This is a genomic window from Victivallis sp. Marseille-Q1083 (assembly GCF_903645315.1).
GTDB lineage: Bacteria > Verrucomicrobiota > Lentisphaeria > Victivallales > Victivallaceae > UMGS1518.
This window is the reverse complement of sequence record NZ_CAHJXL010000001.1, coordinates 230,145-248,610: the sequence shown is the minus strand read 5'-3', so window position 1 is coordinate 248,610 and position 18,466 is coordinate 230,145. Positions and strand designations below refer to the sequence as shown.

14 protein-coding genes are annotated in these 18,466 nt (G+C 59.6%); 10 read left to right on the top strand and 4 right to left on the bottom strand.

The window, feature by feature from the left end; translation table 11 throughout:
- Nucleotides 1-48: 48 nt before the first annotated feature.
- The 4 genes from HWX74_RS00870 to HWX74_RS00855 all read left to right on the top strand — a co-directional run bounded on the left by HWX74_RS00870 (nucleotide 49) and on the right by HWX74_RS00855 (nucleotide 6,175).
- Nucleotides 49-441, top strand: a complete 393-nt coding sequence (locus HWX74_RS00870; RefSeq protein ID WP_217704812.1) for a hypothetical protein — start codon at nucleotides 49-51, stop codon at nucleotides 439-441.
- Between the two features lie 63 nt (nucleotides 442-504).
- Nucleotides 505-1,749 (top strand): efflux RND transporter periplasmic adaptor subunit, encoded by a 1,245-nt coding sequence (locus HWX74_RS00865; protein ID WP_176011724.1) that lies wholly within the window; start codon nucleotides 505-507, stop codon nucleotides 1,747-1,749.
- Nucleotides 1,750-1,771: 22 nt separating this feature from the next.
- Nucleotides 1,772-4,894, top strand: a complete 3,123-nt coding sequence (locus HWX74_RS00860) for an efflux RND transporter permease subunit (RefSeq protein WP_176011723.1) — start codon at nucleotides 1,772-1,774, stop codon at nucleotides 4,892-4,894.
- Nucleotides 4,895-5,212: 318 nt separating this feature from the next.
- Nucleotides 5,213-6,175, top strand: coding sequence for a DUF2807 domain-containing protein (locus HWX74_RS00855; protein ID WP_176011722.1), 963 nt, complete (start codon nucleotides 5,213-5,215; stop codon nucleotides 6,173-6,175).
- Nucleotides 6,176-6,244: 69 nt separating this feature from the next.
- Here HWX74_RS00855 and HWX74_RS00850 read toward each other — a convergent pair whose 3' ends face one another.
- From HWX74_RS00850 to HWX74_RS00835, 4 genes are all read right to left on the bottom strand, one after another.
- Nucleotides 6,245-7,666: an amino acid permease gene (locus HWX74_RS00850; protein WP_176011721.1), complete on the bottom strand. Its 1,422-nt coding sequence runs from the start codon at nucleotides 7,664-7,666 to the stop codon at nucleotides 6,245-6,247.
- A 395-nt stretch (nucleotides 7,667-8,061) separates the two neighbouring features.
- Nucleotides 8,062-10,533 carry a DUF4091 domain-containing protein gene (locus HWX74_RS00845; RefSeq protein WP_176011720.1) on the bottom strand — a complete coding sequence of 824 codons (2,472 nt, stop codon included), beginning with the start codon at nucleotides 10,531-10,533 and terminating at the stop codon, nucleotides 8,062-8,064.
- Between the two features lie 33 nt (nucleotides 10,534-10,566).
- Complete coding sequence (locus tag HWX74_RS00840) at nucleotides 10,567-11,301, bottom strand: type II secretion system protein (RefSeq protein WP_176011719.1); 735 nt, start codon at nucleotides 11,299-11,301, stop codon at nucleotides 10,567-10,569.
- Between the two features lie 210 nt (nucleotides 11,302-11,511).
- Entirely contained in the window at nucleotides 11,512-12,201 is a 690-nt protein-coding gene (locus tag HWX74_RS00835) for an H-X9-DG-CTERM domain-containing protein (RefSeq protein WP_176011718.1), read from the bottom strand.
- 275 nt (nucleotides 12,202-12,476) lie between these two features.
- Here HWX74_RS00835 and HWX74_RS00830 point away from each other — a divergent pair, with 275 nt between their 5' ends.
- From HWX74_RS00830 to HWX74_RS00805, 6 genes are read left to right on the top strand one after another with little or no spacing between them, the layout of a single operon-like run.
- On the top strand, nucleotides 12,477-13,607 hold the full coding sequence (locus tag HWX74_RS00830) for a substrate-binding domain-containing protein (protein WP_176011717.1): 1,131 nt from the start codon (nucleotides 12,477-12,479) through the stop codon (nucleotides 13,605-13,607).
- Nucleotides 13,608-13,644: 37 nt separating this feature from the next.
- Nucleotides 13,645-14,676 (top strand): hypothetical protein, encoded by a 1,032-nt coding sequence (locus tag HWX74_RS00825; RefSeq protein WP_176011716.1) that lies wholly within the window; start codon nucleotides 13,645-13,647, stop codon nucleotides 14,674-14,676.
- Nucleotides 14,677-14,697: 21 nt separating this feature from the next.
- Nucleotides 14,698-15,456, top strand: coding sequence for a sugar isomerase domain-containing protein (locus HWX74_RS00820; protein WP_176011715.1), 759 nt, complete (start codon nucleotides 14,698-14,700; stop codon nucleotides 15,454-15,456).
- 37 nt (nucleotides 15,457-15,493) lie between these two features.
- The gene (locus HWX74_RS00815) at nucleotides 15,494-16,240 is read left to right on the top strand and encodes a hypothetical protein (RefSeq protein ID WP_176011714.1); all 747 of its coding nucleotides are present in this window, start codon (nucleotides 15,494-15,496) and stop codon (nucleotides 16,238-16,240) included.
- On the top strand, nucleotides 16,237-17,328 hold the full coding sequence (locus HWX74_RS00810) for a Gfo/Idh/MocA family protein (protein WP_176011713.1): 1,092 nt from the start codon (nucleotides 16,237-16,239) through the stop codon (nucleotides 17,326-17,328). Before HWX74_RS00815 ends, HWX74_RS00810 begins: the two co-directional genes overlap by 4 nt.
- Before the next feature lie 4 nt (nucleotides 17,329-17,332).
- Entirely contained in the window at nucleotides 17,333-18,421 is a 1,089-nt protein-coding gene (locus HWX74_RS00805) for a hypothetical protein (protein ID WP_176011712.1), read from the top strand.
- The last annotated feature ends 45 nt before the right edge of the window (nucleotides 18,422-18,466 follow it).

Sequence of the window (18,466 nt, the reverse complement as noted above, 5' to 3'; positions counted from 1 at the left end):
TGACGGGTGCAGAAATGGGGTTTCAAAGGAGAGTCGGGGCAAATATTGATGGTCGGATGGCATGAAATCATCGCCGGGTTTGGACGATTCGGTTATATTGTTCTGTTTATCGTTCTGCTCGGCATTCAGAATGCCGCTCCGTGCCTGAGCGGTTGCCGGAGCACCGCGATGGGCCGGACCCGTCCGGCTGCGCCGGCTGCATTGGATCGCCAGGAGCAGGCGCACCGGCATCATGACAAGTCGAGTTGCCGCCTCTGCGGCACCGTCCGGGAAGGCGCGGCTGCCGTTTACGGCTGGCCGGCGGAGACGCTGCCGCCCGACGGCGGTCCGGCGTCGCGGTGCCCGCTTGCCGCGCCTTCAAGCAATCGGGCTGTGCCGGCGGCGATTTTTCAGCCGGACCGGTCTGGCCTCTTTCTTCAAAATCGAACAATTCGCTGTTGAGCCTTTGCCGGGCGGGATTTGCCGGTTTATATTGTACAGGAATTGTTTTTTGAGGAGAGAAAAATGAAAAAAAGAATTATTTTGGCCGGAGGTGTCGGCCTGTTGTCGGGCGTGCTGTGGTTTGCCGGTTACGCCGCGTCGAATGACGGCCATGCCCGCCCGGCGGAATCGGTCGGAGCGGAAAGTCGTGACGGCCTCCCGGAAGATTCCCACGATGATGAGGTGGAAATTATTCATCTGACCGAAGCGCAGCGCAAATTGATCGATATCCGTTTGGAGCATGCCGTGGCCGGTGAAGTGGACGATATGCTGCAGTTGAACGGCGAGGTGCGGTTGAATCTCGACCGGACTGCCCGGATTATGCCGCATATGCCCGGTTTCGTCAGCCGGATTCTGGTGCGGGAAGGGGAAACGGTGGCCAAAGGCCAACTGCTGGCGGTGCTGACCAGCCATAAGCTGGGCGAATATTATTCCAATTACAATTCGGCGCTGGAATTGGAAAAGCTGGCGCTTTCCGAATTCCAGATGGCCGAAAAACTCAAAGACGGCAGAGCCACGTCGGAAAAGGAGTATTTGCGTTACAAACGGGAATACGCCGACGCGGTGATCGCCCGGCAGCAGGCGGAGCAGTTGCTGCGCTCTCTGCTGCTCGATCCGGCCCATGGCGACCATGCCCATGAGCCGCTGGAAGTGGAGCGTTCGCCGATCTGCACCAATTACGAGGTGCGTTCGCCGCTGGCCGGTTCGATCATCCAGAAGAATATTACGCTGGGCGAAAATTTTCCGGAGGACAACGCCGGCGTTATTTTCACGGTCAGCGACTTGGCGGAGCCGTGGGTGGAGCTGCGGGCGAATTCCGCCGAACTGGGTCTGTTGAAGGATGGCGACGCGGTGCAGGTACGCAGCGTCGCTTCCGGAACGCCGTATCCGGGCCGCATCGTCTACATCGCTCCGGTGATCGACGAATCGACCCGTACCGGGCTGGTCCGCGTCCGGGTCGACAATTCGGCCGGCGCGCTGCGGCCGGGACAATTCGTCACCGGAACGGTCCGGACCGGCCGGGAGACCCCGGCGGTTCTGGTGCCGCGCGAAGCGGTTCAATTGATCGGCGGCGAGACGGCGGTGTTCGTCCCGGACGGCGACGGTTTCGTGCCGAGAGCGGTGGTGACCGGGCGCAGTGCCGGCGGTTTTACGCAATTGCTGGCCGGGCTGTCCGCCGGGGAGGAGTTCGTTGCCGCCGGGGCGTTCGAGTTGAAGGCGATTCTGTTGACCCGCGGCATGGACGCCCATGCCGGACACGGCCATTGAGCCGCGGACGGAGAGGTGAATCATGATCGATAAGATTGTGCAGTTGAGCCTGCGGTTGCGCGGTTTGGTCATTCTGGCGATGCTGACGGTGATCGGTTTCGGCGTCTACTTTTACGTCGAGACGCCGCGGGATGCCTTTCCGGATATTTCGCCGGTGATGGTGCCGATTTTTGCCGAAGCGCCGGGCCTGGCGGCCGAAGAGGTCGAATTGATGATTTCCCAGCCGATCGAGAGCGCGATGAGCGGGTTGCCGGATGTGACGCTGGTCAAATCGACGTCCGGTTTCGGCATGAGTGTCGTCTACGTCTATTTCAAGGACAGCGTCGATATTTATTTTGCCCGGCAGTTGGTCGCCGAACGCCTGCGCAGCGCCGAGGCGGCGCTGCCGCCGAACCTGCCGCCGCCGGAGCTGGGGCCGATTTCCAGCGGCCTGGGACAGGTGTTCATCTATTATTTGCAGGCTGATCCCGGCGTGGTCGATACCGAAGGCAAAACTTTGGATTCTTATTTGCGCGAACTCAACGATTTCGTCGTCAAGCGCCAGTTGCAGACGGTGCCGGGCGTCACCGCGATTCTGTCGATGGGCGGCCATGTGCCGCAGTATCAGATCCGGCTCAATCCGGACGAGATGCGCCGTTACGACGTCTCGTTCGACGATGTCGTCAACGCGGTCAATGCCGGCAACCGCAACGTCGGCGGCCAATACCTCGAAATCGGCGCCGAGGAATATCTGGTGCGCGGCATCGGCATGCCGGAATCGCTGGACGACCTCCGGAACATCACCGTTCGGGAAATCGACGGCGTGCCGCTGAAATTGAGCAGTGTGGCGACGGTCGGTTACGGTCCGGAAGAGCGACGGGGAGTGGTGACCCGCAACGGCGAGGAGGAGGTGGTGGCCGGCATCGTCCTGAAACTTTACGGAGAAAACACCTCCCGGGTGATTGAGGCGCTGCACGGGAAAATTGCCGAGATCAGCCGGAATCTGCCGCCCGGCGTCACCATCGTTCCTTATTACGACCAGGCGGAACTGGTCGATAACGCCGGCCGAACCGTCGAAAATGCGCTGCTGCAGGGGATGGTGCTGGTGATTCTGGTTCTGGCCGTCGCATTGTGGAACTTTCGCGCCGCACTGATCGTCGCGCTGGCGATGCCGTTCTGCGCTTCGTTGGCGATGATCGGTTTGAATTGGGCCGGACTTTCGGCCAATCTGATGAGCCTGGGCGGCATTGCGATTGCGCTCGGCATGTTGGTGGACGGTTCGATCGTCGTCGTCGAAAATGTCATCCGCCAGTTGGGACGGCCGGAAAATCACGGCCTGGACCGGCGGCAGATACTGCTGAAGGCGGTCAATGAGGTGGCGCGGCCGATTGCGTTTGCGCTGCTGATCATCATCGCGGTTTTCATCCCGATTTTCCTGTTCGGCGGCGTCGAAGGCAAGATGTTCAGGCCGCTGGCCGGCTCGATTGTTGTCGCGCTGGCCGGCTCGATCATCGCCGCGGTGGTCAACGCGCCGGCCCTGGCCAGTGTGTTGCTCGGTTCGACCGGCAGCGCCGGGAGAGCCGGAGCGCGGTTGCGGAGGCTGGAAGCGGTGGTCCGGCGGATTTATACGCCCGGCTTGAAGTGGGTGCTGCGGTGGCGCTGGGGCGTGTTCGGCGCCGTGCTGTTGGCGTTGCTGGCCAGTCTCTGGACGTTGCGTGCGGTCGGCCGGGAGTTCATGCCGACGCTGGAAGAGGGCAGCATTCTGGTCACCGTCAACATGGCGCCGTCGATCGGTTTGAAACAGGCCGACCGGGTGGTCCGCAATCTGGAGCGCATGATCCGCCGTCATCCGGAGGTGACCGGGACGATTTCGCGGATCGGCCGGCCGGAGGCGGGCAGCCATCCGCATCCGGTCAATTTCGCTGAAATCCAGGTGGAATTGGCCCGGCCGGCCGGCCGGATGATCGGCGCGGCGGAACGGCAGCGGATCGTCGGCGAACTGCGTCATGAACTGCAGGATTACCCCGGGGTGACGGTGAATTTTTCCCAGCCGATCCAGAATTCGTTCGATGAGCTGTTGTCCGGTACCCGGGCCTATTTCGCGCTGAAACTCTACGGCGAGGACCTGGAAGTGCTGCGGACGAAGGCGGAGGAAATCCGTCAGGCGATTGCCGGCATTCCCGGCGTTGTCGATCTGTCGGCGGAACAGAGTTACGGTCAGCCGCAGATCCGGATTGAATTGAATCACGAGGCGATGGCGCGGTTCGGGGTGACCGGCCGCGAAGTGATGCAGTTGATCGAAAGCGCCATCGGCGGCGAGAACATCGCCGGCATTTACCGGAACACCCGGCGTTACGACATCAACGTCCGGCTGGCGGAAGAGTACCGTTCTTCGCCGGAGCAGTTGGGCCGCTTGAAAATCCGTACCGCCGCCGGACGCTATGTCGACCTGAACCAGGTGGCCGCCATTCGGATCACCGAAGGACCGGTACAGATCAACCGGGAAAAAATCCAGCGCCGCTGGACCATTCAGGGCAACATCGCCGGCCGGGCGCCCAGCGATATCGTCCGCGACATGCGCCGGGTGATCGCCGAAAAGGTGGAATTGCCGGCCGGTTATTTTCTGGAATTCGGCGGCCAGTTCGAAAATCAGGAGCGGGCGATGCGGACTTTGCTGATCGTCGTGCCGCTGGTGATCGGTTTGATTTTCGTGCTGCTGTGGATGTCTTTCGGGTCGTTGCGCAGCAGCCTGATCGTCATGATCAATGTGCCGCTGGCGCTGATCGGCGGCGTGATCGGTCTGGCGGCGACCGGACAGTTCCTGTCGGTGCCGGCGGCGGTCGGTTTTATCGCGCTGCTCGGCATCGCCATGCAGGATGCGGTGGTGATGGTCAGCGACTTCAAGGAGCTCCGCCGGGAAGGGAAGTCCCTTTATGACGCCATCCTGCTGGGCAGCGAAGTGCGGTTCCGGTCGGTAATCCTGACGACGTTGACGACGCTGCTGGGCTTGCTGCCGCTGCTGCTGACCACCGGGGTCGGAGCGGAGGTGCAGCGGCCGCTGGCGGCGATCGTCGTATTTGGATTGGCCAGTTCGACGTTGCTGACCTTGTTTTTCCTGCCGGCGCTCTATTATGAAATTGAGAAATGGTTCAGCCGGAAGCAATGAGAAGACGGCGGAACCGCCCGATTCCTCCGGCCTCACTTGCCGCCGCGCCGTTTTTAATACGAAAAGCGCGTCGAATACAAGTTTCAGGCATCATTTTGTTCGTGACTGATTGATAATTTTGTCAGAATCGATCTTGTATTCGTAGAAAATATGGATTACGGTATGACGACAAGGTGAGCACGTTTTTCCGGGAGCGCAGGGCGGGCGTGGTCAATAAGAGGAAGTGAAGCTGATGGCTCGATTGGCCTGGCCGGCGGCCGGTGCCGGACGGGCAGGGTGTCAATGAGTTATGGAAAAATAATTCGGAGGTTGGAAGCGATGCGGCAGAAGGCGGGAATAATTTTAGCGGGTACGTTGCTGGCGGTTTTAGCGGTCTCCTGTTCGATCAATCGGAACGGCTTGACGATTGGAGTCAACTCGGCCGAAGAGGAATCGTGGGGATTGAGCTTCAATCAAGCCCAACTGGAAGGCAACGGTGTCGTTGCGGAGCGGCGGACCGTTTTCGACGTGCCGGTATCGCGTCTGTCGTTGTCCGGCACCTGGGAAGTGACGGTGGAGTGCGGCGCCGGAGAAGACAGTTGCAACATCATCACCGAAGAAAATCTGCTGCCTTATGTGGTTCAGGAGTTCCAGGACGGCCGATTGGTTGTAAAATGGCAGACTAGTACCGGTATTCGCTGCACCAAGCCGCAGCGATTGGAAATCAAAACCAGCGGATCGCCGTCGGAAGTTGTGGTTTCCGGGGCCTGTGTGCTGACGATGAACAGTGCCGTCGGTGAAAAATTGACCTGCCGGTTGTCCGGTGTCAGCCGCGGTGAGTGGAGTGCGTGCAATGTGGCGGAGCTTGAACTGGCCTTGTCGGGGGCCAGCTGGGCGAACTGCAGCGGCGAGTGGCGGGAGGTGCAATTGAAGGCCAGCGGCACCAGCGAGGCGGAGTTGTCCGGATCGGCAGATGCTTTGGTTATTGGATTGTCGGGGACCAGCCGGGCGAACTGCAGTGGCGAGTGGCGGGAGGTGCAATTGAAGGCCAGCGGCACCAGCGAAGGAATTCTGACCGGAAAGATTGAAACTTTGCGTGTGGCGTTGTCCGGCATGGCCCGGGCGAATGTCGATCAAACGATAGATGCGGCGTTCGAGCTGTCCGGGGCCAGCCGGTTGAATATCACCCTCTTCGGTGTTCTCAGCGGCGAGGCATCCGGTACCTCAATGGTGAATTATTCCGGTGCGAAGCAGGTGAACAGTCGGTTGTCAGGGATGGCCTCCTGCCGAAGCAGCCGGTGAACAGAACGGCAGACGGAGAATGGGGCACGACTTGGACGCGATTCCGGGAGCCGGGCAGACTGCCGGCTGTCAGGATGGATGGTTCACGGTTGTTTCCATGGCTTTTTTCTTCGTCTGCCGCCGGCAGAGCAGCCAGGCGGCGATCAGGAAGAAAACGGTCCCGGCGGACAGGAAGCTCATGTAGCCGAGCGAGTGCCAGATCCCTTTGGCCCGAATGTCTTCCGGCGGGATGAAGCCGGCGGCCATCGAGACCAGCGAGGTCAGGAAGCCGAGGCCGGCGACACAGAACATCCCGGTTTTGCCGCCGGGAATTTTATACGGCCGGGCCACGTCCGGTTTCGAATAACGCAGCCGGATGGCGGCGGAAAACATCAACAGATACATCATCATGTACAATTGCGCCGACAGCGCCATCATCACCCAGAACGCGCCGCTGATGGTCGGCATGAAAAAGATGACGGTGGCGATCAGCGACGGGATGATCGCCTGGAGCGTCAGGATGCGGACCGGGATATCGTACCGGTTGCGTTCTTGCCAGAACGGCGGCAGATAACCCTCCTTGGCGACTTCAAGCAGTCCTTTGGACGGACCGAGCGTCCAGGTGATCACCGTCGTCAACGCGCCGCAGATCAGAAACAGACACATCACCGGCGTCAGCCAGTGCAGCCCGAGCGCGGTCAGCATCTTGTCGAAGGCATCCGGAGCGCCGGAGGCCAGGCTCAACTGTTGGGGCGGGACGATCAGCGAGATCGACAGGGAGCCGCAAATGCTCAATAGAATGATCAGCACCGAAGAGATCAGGATGGCGCGCGGGAAATTCTTCTGCGGATTGTTGACATCGGTGACGTGCACGGCCGGCATGTCGATGCCGGCGATGGCGACCATCATACCGGCCAGCAGCATCCACTCCTTCAGGCTGTCGAGCTTCGGCAGCATGGCGTGAAAGGAAAATGGAATTGCCGCCGGATTGCCGTCGGAAAGATACCAGACGGCCAGCACGATGATGACGGCGACCGGAAAGATCGTGCCGGCGATGGCGCCGATGCTGCTCAGCAGCGCATAGAGTTTGACGCCCCGGAAATTGAGAAAGGTGCAGAGCCACATCGTGGTGACGGCGACCGAAAAGACGAACCTGCGGTTGCTTGCCAGTTCCGGATTGAAAATGTAGGCGATCGTCGTGGCGATGAAAGTCAATACGGTGGCGAACCAGGGCAGGCTGTTCAGCCATTGCATGCAGACGGTGACGAAGCCCCATTGCGGGCCGAATGCCTCTTTGACCCAGAGATAAACGCCGCCGTCGTACGGCCAGGCGGAGGCCAGTTCCGCCGAAACCAGCGCGGTCGGGATGAAGAAGCAGACCGCCGCCGCCGAAATGTAAAAAATGATCTGGTATCCGTAGACCGCCTGGGTGGGAAAATTGACGATCGACAGTACGGCGGCGATGTTCAGCATCGACAGTGTGAATACACTCATATTGGCTTTGGCAGACATAGATACGACTCCTCTTCGACAATACGACAGCGCAAGATGCGGCTGCCGGCGCAATAAAAAAACGAATTCTCCTCCGACCAATAGCATATCACCACAATGGAAAAACTGCAAATGCCGGGAAAAAATAAATATCGCCGTGTGCAGGTTTTTTTATAAAAAATCGCTGCCGCCCCGGGGGCGTACCCGGATGCGGTTCATCGGGCGAAGCTGACGACAGGAAACGCCGATATTTCCGGCGCTTTCCAACAGGCCATCGGCCGGTCAGCGACTGTTACCAGCAATCCGGCCGGATTTCACGCGGAATGAAAAAAAATCTTGCACACGGCGTCGAATATGGAAAAACCGGCGGAACGGTTCGGTGCCGCCGGGAAATGACTGGACGGTTCCTCCGGTTTTTACCGGACCGCAGGCGCGGAGCGGCACAGGTGCCGGGAGAGGAAGTCGCCGACCCGACGCCGATAGGCGAGCAACGCGTTGCCCGATTGATCGAAGGATTCGAAACTCTCGGCCAGTTGCGGCAATTCCGCCAGCAGTTGCCGCAGCGTTTCGCGGTCTCCGTCGTTCAGGTCGCGGCGGCCGGCGGCCGCTTCGTCGGCCAGTTGCTGCAGCAGATGAAAATATTCATAATCCTCCAGGCCGTCGCGGATCGCCTTCAGGCGCAGGCTGGGTAGCGGACCGTTCCGGCCGGCGTACAGCAGCAGGCCGTCGCCGTTGTAGCCCTGGTAGGAAGATCGGCCGTCCTGGTTGGTCAGCACGCCGCCGGCGACGAGCGGCGTATCGTCCGGCCACATCGTGGTCTGGTAGTACAAATAACCGTCCGGCGCGTAACGGGCGGCGAGCGCGCCGAGCAGCATACGCGGTGCGACGCCGCTTTGCTCCAGCAATAAATTGGCTGCCGGCGGCGACGGGACGCAACAGGTGTAATACCAGATTTGCAACCCTTCCCGCTGCTTCTGCCGGATTGCGTCGCGATGTTTTTCGAATTGCGGCGTCAGCGGGCACCAGGCGTTCAGATACTCGCCGGTGCCGCTCTCCCGGCCGAAACTGTAATCGAAAGCGGTGGTCAATAACGGAATGGACGGGTAACGCTGTTTGATTTCCCGCATGATGTCGCGCATGCCGGCGTACTGGTTCGGACTGCTTTCGTCGAAACCGTAGATGACGGCGTAGGGAAGCAGTCCGGCCTGGTCGTATTGCGGGACTGCCGCCGCGAGCAGTGCGAGAATTTCGGCTTTGCGGTCGGCCGGATACGGTTCGCCTTCGCGCAGCGAAGCGATGCCCGGTACGCAGAGGATATTGAAACAACTGGCGCCGCGGTCGATCCAGCGCCTGACGTCGTCAACCTGCGGCGTCCAGCTGGTATTGTACAGGCTCGACGGCGAACAGCGGTGCGCGAGCAGCAGGTTTTCGCTGGTGATTTCCAGGTCGCGCAGGCGCCGGGCGCCGGGACTCAGTTGGTCGTAGGCAATTTGCCGTTTTTTGAAACGGACATATTCGTCGTATTCCGCCTGGTTGCGGGCATAGCGCCGGTGGGCCCGGTTGGCTTCGTAGGTGAAGAGGTTCGGCAGCGAAGCGGCAAGCGGCAGCGTAAAATCCCAGACGGTGACCGACAGCGGAACGATGAGCGATTCCATTCCGGCGCCATGGACGGTGATGGTGCCTTCATAGGTGCCGGCGGCGGTGTCGCGTGGCGCGTAAACTTCCACCCACAACGGCTGCCAGACCTCGGCGGCAAGATCGAATTGAGCCAGGTCGGTCAATACGATATCCGGGTACCACTGCGTCAGCCGTTCGGCATAGGAAACACGGGGCGGCCGGACGTATCCGACCGGATGGATGCGGATGTTGCCGCGATCGATGGTACGGCCGCTGGCCGGATCGGTTAAATCGCTGACCCCGGCCGTGACCGTGGCGACGGCCTGACTGGCGCGCAGGACCAGTTGGGCGGCCTCGTATTCGTGACGGGCCAGCGTTATTTGCAGGCTGCCGCCCGGCGTGCCCTGAAACGGCACTTCGTCGCGGAATACCTTCCGGCTGCCGGTTTCGACGGCGTATCCCCACGGCTGGTTCGGAAAATTCTGCTGCCATTCGGTGATTTTCCGCCGGTTGAAGGCGTCGTCGCATTCCTTTTCCAGTTTTGCCAGCTCGTCCCGCCAGGTCAGTAACGTTTCGGCCGCCGTCATCGGATCATCGATTTGCCGCCAGGTGTCGAGCCTGGTCGCGAAGGCAGCGAAATCGGCCTGTCTGCCGGCCGCTTCCCGGATCGGCAGCCGCTCCGGATCGTTCAGTCCACTGCGCAGCCGCTCCCATTTTTCGACGGTTTTCGCCGGCGTCACCAGCAGCCGCAGATTGTCGATATAAAGAGTCCGGTCCTCCGGCGGTTCGTTGTGAAAAAATTGAAATTCGGTCATTTTTCCCCGGCTGACGAGTTCCGGCAAGGCGGCGGCGAGGTGATTGGAGCCGGGCAGCACCTGGACCCGGAAACTGTGCCACAGGCCGCCTTCGACGGTGAAGCGCAGCCACAGGCTGATTTCCAGCTCGGACGGATTGTAGACATCGAAAGTGATTTCGTCGAAGGCGCGCCAGTCGTCGCGGTTCATCCGGTCGCCGGGAAGCAGGAAAGCCGGCCAGCCCGGACCGCCGCTGCGGGTGCCGGGAGAATCGAATTGCCCGCAGCCCCGGCCGGAGGTGACGAATTGCGATTCGCGATTGAGCGTCAGTTCCGGCATTTTCTGGGGTGATTCTCGGATCCGCCATTGGGCGATCTCCTCCGGCGTTTCGAAGTCGTTGAGCAGCCAGTCGGCCGCCGCCAGCCAGTTGCCGGCCGACAGCGCGGCGAGGAGGGTGAGTAAAAATCGATTGTGCATAAGAGTCCTGTTGGTTTATCGTTACCATAGCGGTTAATCGCACCAGATCGAATAATATTTCTTATAAAATGCAACATTGTCGGCGACCAGTTCGCTGATGATCGCCTGATCGCCGGAACCGTCGCCGCGGACGAAATTCATCCGGTTGTTATGAACGAAACGGATCCGGCCGGTGGCATTGCCCTGCTTGTCGATATCGGTGACCCAGTGGGTATCGTCCAGATAAATCAGGCTGCCGTCGCAGAACATGATCGAACCGGCCGCATAAGGCGAACCGTCGATCGCTGCCGCACTTTGCTCCGAGCCGCCGTGGGCGGCGCAATCACCGCAATGATTCCAGGTGCCCCAGACCCGCAGCGCTTTCAGGAAATTGCGATTGTAGGCATAGTTGACCATGGTCCGGGAATCCGGCCAGGCGCCCGATTGCCAGTCGTCCGGTGGGATGTCGGTAAAATTATTGGTGGTGGTCGTGTTGGCGGGACAGTGCCAGGTTGCCGGCGAGGACAGATAACCCGATTCCGCCAGGACGCCGACTACCGCATACCGCTGCCCGGTCGTGGCCGCCCGGTATTCGCTCCACGGATAGCTGTTCCAGTCGCCGGCGTACAGGATGGCGGCGATGCCGTGCTGTTTCAGGTTGCCGAGACATTTGATGGCCTGCGCTTTGGCCTTGGCTTTGCCGAGCGCCGGCAGCAGCATGGAGGCGAGGATGGCGATGATCGCGATCACGACCAGCAGTTCAATCAGAGTGAATTGGTACTTTTTCATCGATCCGATCCTTTCTGTTTTGGGCCGGTTTGCCGGGTTGGAAGGGACTTGCGATTTCGCCCTTCCCATTAAAATAGAGTATAAGCCGGATATAACAACGAAACAATAAAGGCATAACAAAAAAGAATGAAAATGGAGTTTGCGGGAGGAGCCGGCGGCCCGGCCGGTCGAGGCGGCGGACGGCTGCCGGCAGGGGAAACGGGGAACTGCTTATTGCTCGGTCGGAATGTTGTAGTACCACATGGTCTGGCCGTTTTTGCCGGCCAGGGCCAGGACGGATTCCAGCTTTTGCGCCCCGTATTTTTCAACGTGGCCGTCGGCGAAGCCGATGTTGGCGCCGTTGCTGTGGCGGGGGGTGACCGCACCCACTACTTTGGCGTCGTAACGGTTCCAACTGTACATGACCAGCGAGTTGCGGCTGCCGGTGGTGTAATCGTCGACGAAGACGCCTTTGCTGCTCGGATCGACGTAGGAGGCCAGTTTGATCAGGCCGCCGTTGGCCGTGAAGTTTTCGGTGGTCATGTTTTTGCCGTAGCCGAAATAGGGCGCGGTGCCTTCCGACGGACAGTGAAAAATCAGATTGGTCCGCCAGTTCTCCTGGGTGGTGTCGTCGTCGGTGTCGATATGACTGCCGGCGTAAGGTGCGATTTTATACGGCCAGAAGATCTTGTCGATTCCCCAGTTCGATTCGGCATAGCCGACCGGCCGGGGCGAATAGTCGTCGTTGTCGTCGGCGTAAAAAAGATTGGCCAGCCCGAGCTGCTTCAAATTTCCGACACATTTGATTTCCTGGGCTTTGGCCTTGGCCCTGCCGAGCGCCGGCAGCAGCATACTGGCGAGGATGGCGATGATGGCGATCACGACCAGCAATTCAATCAATGTGAAGCGGCGTTTGTTCATTTCCGGACCCTTTCTGAGTTGTGTATTATTGACGGTATTTGGTTCGTCTCTACTATTGAAGTATAGTGAAAACATAACAACAAGGCAACAATTGCATAACAAAAAAAGTGCAAAATAACGCCGTGTGCGAGTTGTTTTGGCGGCAATGCGCAATCCGGCGGGCGGACCCAGCTTCTCAAAAGCCGCCGGCAACGTTTTTCGACTTTTGTTGTTATATTTTTGTTGTTATGTTGTTATATAGTTACTATAATTGAAAATAGAACAAGGAGTCGGAAATGCAGTTGTCCAACCGTTATAATAAGAAACAACAGATTGTTGCCCAGTTGCGCCGGGAGATCGCCCGCGGCGAGCACGGCAACATCGGAACACCGTTTATGACGGTTCGGGAAATCGCCGAAGAGTTCGGCGTCGCGCTGGTGACCGCCCAGAAGGTGGTGTCGGAGCTGCAGTCGCTCGGCATCCTCAAGAGCGCCAGTAAACGGTTGCAAATCGTTTACCGGGAGCAACCGGCCCAGCTCGACCGCGGCTGGCGCTTTGCGGTGCTGGTGACGAACGTCGACAACCCGTTTTTTTCCCGGCTGGTCAATGCGGTTGAGCTGAGCGGCCGGCGTCGTGATGTCGAAATTTTTTCGGCCTGCAGCAATTACGACCTTCAGCATGAGAAGGCCCAACTGGCGATGCTGGCCGACAGCGGCGCCAAAGGATTCCTGATCTGTCCGGCCCATGATGAAAAATCGGTTCCGGCGCTGGCTGAATTGTCGCTTCCTTTCGTCGTCATCGGCCGGCAGTTGAAGAATTTCGACAGCGACGTGGTCATGGTGCACAACTTCGAAGCCGGCCGGTTGGTGGCCCGGCATCTGATCGAATGCGGCTGCCGGGATTTCATTTATGTCGGGATTAAAAATTTTCAGGACGATTTGCGGCTCCAGGGCTTCGCCGGCGAGTTGTCGGCGCAGAATCGGGCTTTGCCTCCGGAACACATCATCCTGGTCGACGCCCGCAATCTCGACGAGGTGTTGTCGCCGACCAAGCTCGTCGAACTTTACAACGGCCGCAAGACGGGGTTGTTCTGTTACCACGACCTGCTGGCGATGCGGATGCTGCGCTGCGCCCGGATCGGCAAATTGAAAGTGCCGCAGGAGTTGTCGATCGTCGGATTCGACAACCTGCCGATGGCGATGGAGGTGTTTCCGTCGTTGAGCAGTATCTCCTATCCGATCGCTCAAATCGCCGAAAACGCCGTCGAAATGCTGTTGCAGCGCGTCCGCGGCAACGGCGGGGCCGGTCATTCGATCAGCTACCTCAATCCGGAGTTGATGGTGCGGGAGAGTTCCTTTGATTTCGGCGGCGGCCGGATGATGCCGGAGGCCGGCCGAAGTGGAAAATACCTTTTGAATCATCATTAGAACCCTTGGAAACAATCGTTAGCCGGAAGGATGGAACATGGCGATTACACAAACTTCAATCAGTTATTACGGGCTCAATTATGTGGAACATGCCGCCGCCGATTTCCAGGAGATGCTGGAGCATGGCTGCACGGCCGTCATCCTGGCGGTAACGGAATTCGATTTCGATTTCTGGCGGCCGAACCTCGGCGCCATCGTCGACCAGGCGCATCGGCTGGGGTTGAAGGTGTTGCTGGACCCGTGGGGCATCGGCAAATATTTCGGCGGCGAGCAAATCAGTCTGTTTCTGCAGAACCATCTCGAAAACCGGCAGGTCGCCGCGTTGAGCGGCGCCAAACTCAACGCCGCCTGTTTCAACACCGGCTCGTTTCGGGACTACTTTCAGAATTTCTGTCTGACGCTGGCACGGGAAACCGCCGCCGACGGTTTTTTCTGGGATGAGCCGCACTATGCGCTGCCGAAGTCCTTCGCTTCGATCACCGGCGGCGCCGGCGAGGACTGGAGCTGCCGGTGCCCGGTCTGCCGGCGGAAATTTCAGGACTATTACGGTTATGAAATGCCGAAAGTGCTCAACGACGATGTCAAACAGTTCCGCTGGCGGGAAGCGTTGGTTATCCTGGAGGATACTTCGCGCCGGCTCAAAGAGTTCAAACCGGCGCTCGAAATCACCTGCTGCGTTCATGCGACGCTGAACGGTTACTATGTGACCGAACTGCGCGGCTATGACAACTGGGACCTGGTGGCGACCTCGCCCTGTTTCGATGTGTTTTCGACGACGATCATCGCCTGGAATCTGCCGCGCAGTTTCTTCGTCGACGTCACCCGGCGGACAGTGGAAATCGCCCGCAAATATGGAAAATTGTCGGAACGCTGGCTGATGGGCTATTACAAACAGCCGGAGGAGTTCAGCCAGGTCGACGAAATCGTTTCACTCTACGAATCGCTCGGCGTCGACCGGCTGGGAACCTGGACGTACCGCGGCGGCTACGGCACGGTGCTGGCGGCGCCGGACGCGTTGCAGTTATGGGACCGCATCGGCCGGAATTACCGGCGGGTCATCCGGAAATAAGCAGGGGAAAGGAGAATGGAAATGACGGAATGGAATGATGGCGGTTATGTCGAAAAAATTTTCAGCAACATCAGGCGGGTCGTCGCCGAGCAGGGCGGCAACATCCGCCGCGCCGCCGGCCTGATGGCCGATGCCATCGCCGCCGACCGGCTGATCAACGTCTATGGCGGCGGCGGCCATACGACGCTGGCGATGGGGGAAATCTTTTTCCGGGCCGGCGGATTTTGCAATATCAATCCGCTGATGGAAACCGGCCTGTCGGTATTCAACCAGGCGTTGAAATACCTGGAACTGGAACGTTGCGTCAATTACGGCCGGGCGATCGTCCGGTATTACCAACTGCAGGCGGGAGATTTGCTGCTGATCTTTCACAACATCGGCATCAACGCCGCGACGATCGATGCGGCGCTGGAAGCCAAAGAACACGGCGTCCAGATCATCGCCGTCTCGAGTTCCTGCTGGCAGCGGCAGATGCCGGCGGATCACTTTATCCGCCATCCGTCCGGTCGGAATCTGTTCGATCTGGCCGATGTCTGCATCGACGATTACAATCCGGTCGGCGACGCGGTGGTCGAATTGCCGGGGATGGATACGCCGGTTGCACCGATTTCCAATGTGGTCGATTTTACCATCGCCCATCTGCTGGAGATCGAAACCGCCCGGCAGTGTCTGGCGCGCGGCATCGTGCCGCCGGTCTGGAAAAGCGCCAACACCCCGGGCGGCGATGAAGCCAACCGGGCTTCGCTGGAAAAATATATGCCGCGGATCAAAAGCCTGTAGCATGCATGAGAACCTGGATATCGAAAGGGACCGTCCGATGAATCTGACAGAGATGAATGAGGCGCTGGTGCGATTGTGCGCCAAATACGCCGTGCCGTCCGACGGGCGGTTGGTGGCGCCGCCTGCCGGAATGCCGGTGCCGGCGGCGCTGCAGCGAACCGGCGGCCCGGCAACGCCGCTGTTGCCGTGGCGGGTGGAACGGCGTTTCGTTGAATTGAAAAAAATGATCGACGACCACACCCTGGAGGAGGTTTCGACGCTGCGATTTTTTGCCTGTCTGCCGGAGGAAAATCTGGCGGCGGTTTTATTGCGCGAATTGGATTTGTGTGAATTTTTCAGCGGCAGCCGGCTGCGTTCGGCCTTTGCAGTCGGCGGCGGGACGCGGTGCTGCAATGTCGTCGCCGGTTTGGACAACGGCTGGAATTGCAGTCTGGAGTGTGTCGCCGATCCGGGCGGCCGGTTGAAACGGCTCGATCGCCATGAGATCATCGCCCGGCGCGGTGTCGCCTCCGACCGGGTGGTGGATACGCAGTTGCCGCAGGCTTCGATCTACGTTTTCACCGCTGGCGGGGAACGGTGTTTTACCGATTGCGATCTGGAGCTGTTCGGTTTCGATGAGACGGCAATCTGGCCTTTGCGGGCGGCGTTTGCCGTGTTGAGCCGGCCGGCTCTGGCCGGCGAATGGGAAGCGGCGGCCGACCGGCTGGCCCGGCAGGTTTCCAGAATACTCGCCGGTGCCGCCGCCGGGGAGTCGACGGTCTTTACGGAAAGGATGGAAGGATGAAACCGGTGAAAATTGCGATGATGTCCCTGACCCACGGACATACCCGGAAGTATTACCAGACCCTGCGCGACAATCCGCGGTTGGAATGGGTGGCCTGCTGCGCCGAAGATGAAGCCGCCCGGCAGGTTTACGCCGCTTATGAACGGCAGGTGCCGTGTTATCTGAGCGAGGAGGAAATGTTCGAGCGTCATCCGGACATTGAGGCGGTCGTCATCGCTTCGGCCAACTGCCGCCATGCGGCCCAGGTCAAAGCGTGCGCCGGCCGGGGACTGCATATGCTGTCGATGAAAATTCCAACCTTCGACCCGGCCGAATACGATGAGATGATCGCCGCCGTCGACGCGGCAGGCGTCATCTTGCAGATCGAGCTGGAAATGCATTACAATCCGGTGGTACGGCGGCTGAAGGAGCTGATCGCCGCCGGAGCGGTCGGTCGTGTCCGTTCCATCCAGGCGACCAACATCACGCTGTCGCCGGTCTGGGCGTTTCCCTGGCAGGGGGTGCCGGAGGCCAGTTACGGCGCCCGGGTGCCGCTCAAAGCCGGCGACCGGCGGTGCCGCGGCGGCGCGTTGTGCGATCATCCGCACGTGTTCGATCTAGTTCGTCACCTGACCGGCGCCGATTTCGACTTCGTGTATTCGGCGGCCGGGCCGAACCTGCGGCCGGAACTGGAAGTCGAGGATATGCTGCTGGTCAACGGCAAAATGACCGACGGCACCGCCTTCCTGTTCGACCCGTCCTGGTCGCGGCTGGAAGAACGGCTGAGCATTCCGGGACCGGGCTGGGAGAAATTCCCGAAACGGATGGAAGTCAATCTGACGGTGGTCGGCGACGAAGGCGTGCTGATGTGCGACTGCTTCGGGCCGAATGTCTACCACAACGGTGCGCCGCATGATCGCTATACGGTGCAGTACACCTATTTCGACGAATGGATCGGCCTGATCGATGAATTCGTCGGCTGTATCCGGCATCATATCCAGCCGAAGATCAATCTGCGCTGGCACCGGCAGACGATCGAGGCGATGAATGCCTGTTACCGCAGCATCGCCTCCGGCCGGCCGGAAAAAATCGAAGCGAAAAGGAGCTGAAAAAATGCTGGACCATTCACAAGTCGACATTCCGTCCCGTTTCAAAAATCATCCGCTGTTCAATGAACTGCATTGCGGCATGAATTTCGGCTTCATGGCCGGGCGGGGGTATTACCGGCGGCCGGAAGTGCTCGCCCAACCGGCGCTGATGGCTGCCGCCGGGGTCAACTGGGTGACGCTGAATGCCAATTTCTGCCAGGAGACATTCGCGTCGCGCAAAGTGTTTCTGGACTTTGCCTATTCTTCCGGCGAGGCGGAATTGACTGATATGGCCCGGGCGATGCACGATGCCGGATTGCGCGTTTTATTCAAACCGTGCCTGACGCCGCTGGACGGCAGTTGGATGGGGTCGGTCGCTTTCCCGGAAGGCCGGCAGATCAACGGCGTGCAGTCGGATTACTGGCGCGAATGGTTCGACAGTTTCATCGAGAGCAGCAAATATTTTGCCGAATTTGCCGAACGCAACCGATTGGAAGCGATGATCATCGGCGCCGAATATTTCGGTACCGAGGGGCGCGGCGCCGAATGGCGGGAAGTCATCGCGGCAATCCGTGCTGTTTACTCCGGTCCGCTTACCTACGAGTGCACCTTCAAATCGCTGGAAGATTATGAACTGGACTGGTTCGATGAACTGGACTTTCTCTCTTACAGTTATTATCCGCCGGCGTGTCCGGTCCCGGACGGCAAGCCGGCTTTCGCCGACCATCCGCATTACAGCGTTGAGCAGATGGTGGAATTTCTCTCCGCCCGGCGTTCCAAGGTCGAACGGCTGTCCAAACGGTTCGGCCGCAAGCCGGTGGCTTTCACCGAAATCGGCGTGCGCTCCGCCCACGGCTGTATTTCCCGGCCGTTCGATTTCCTGGAAAAAACCGGCTACGACGGCCGGGAACAGGCCGATTATATGGAGGCGGTTTTCCGGACGTTCTGGACGGTGCCGCAGTGGCTCGGATTGTACTGGTGGAAATGGGATGAAACGCAGCACCGGCCGCATTATTTCGACGAACCCGGCGTCGACAAAGGATTTACGATTCAGGGCAAACCGGCGGAGGCGGTGATGCGGCGCTGGTTCGGCAGGCGCGGCGGCGGGAAATGATCGACGGTTTTGTCCGTTGCGGGATTGCATTTTTCCAACCGGAAT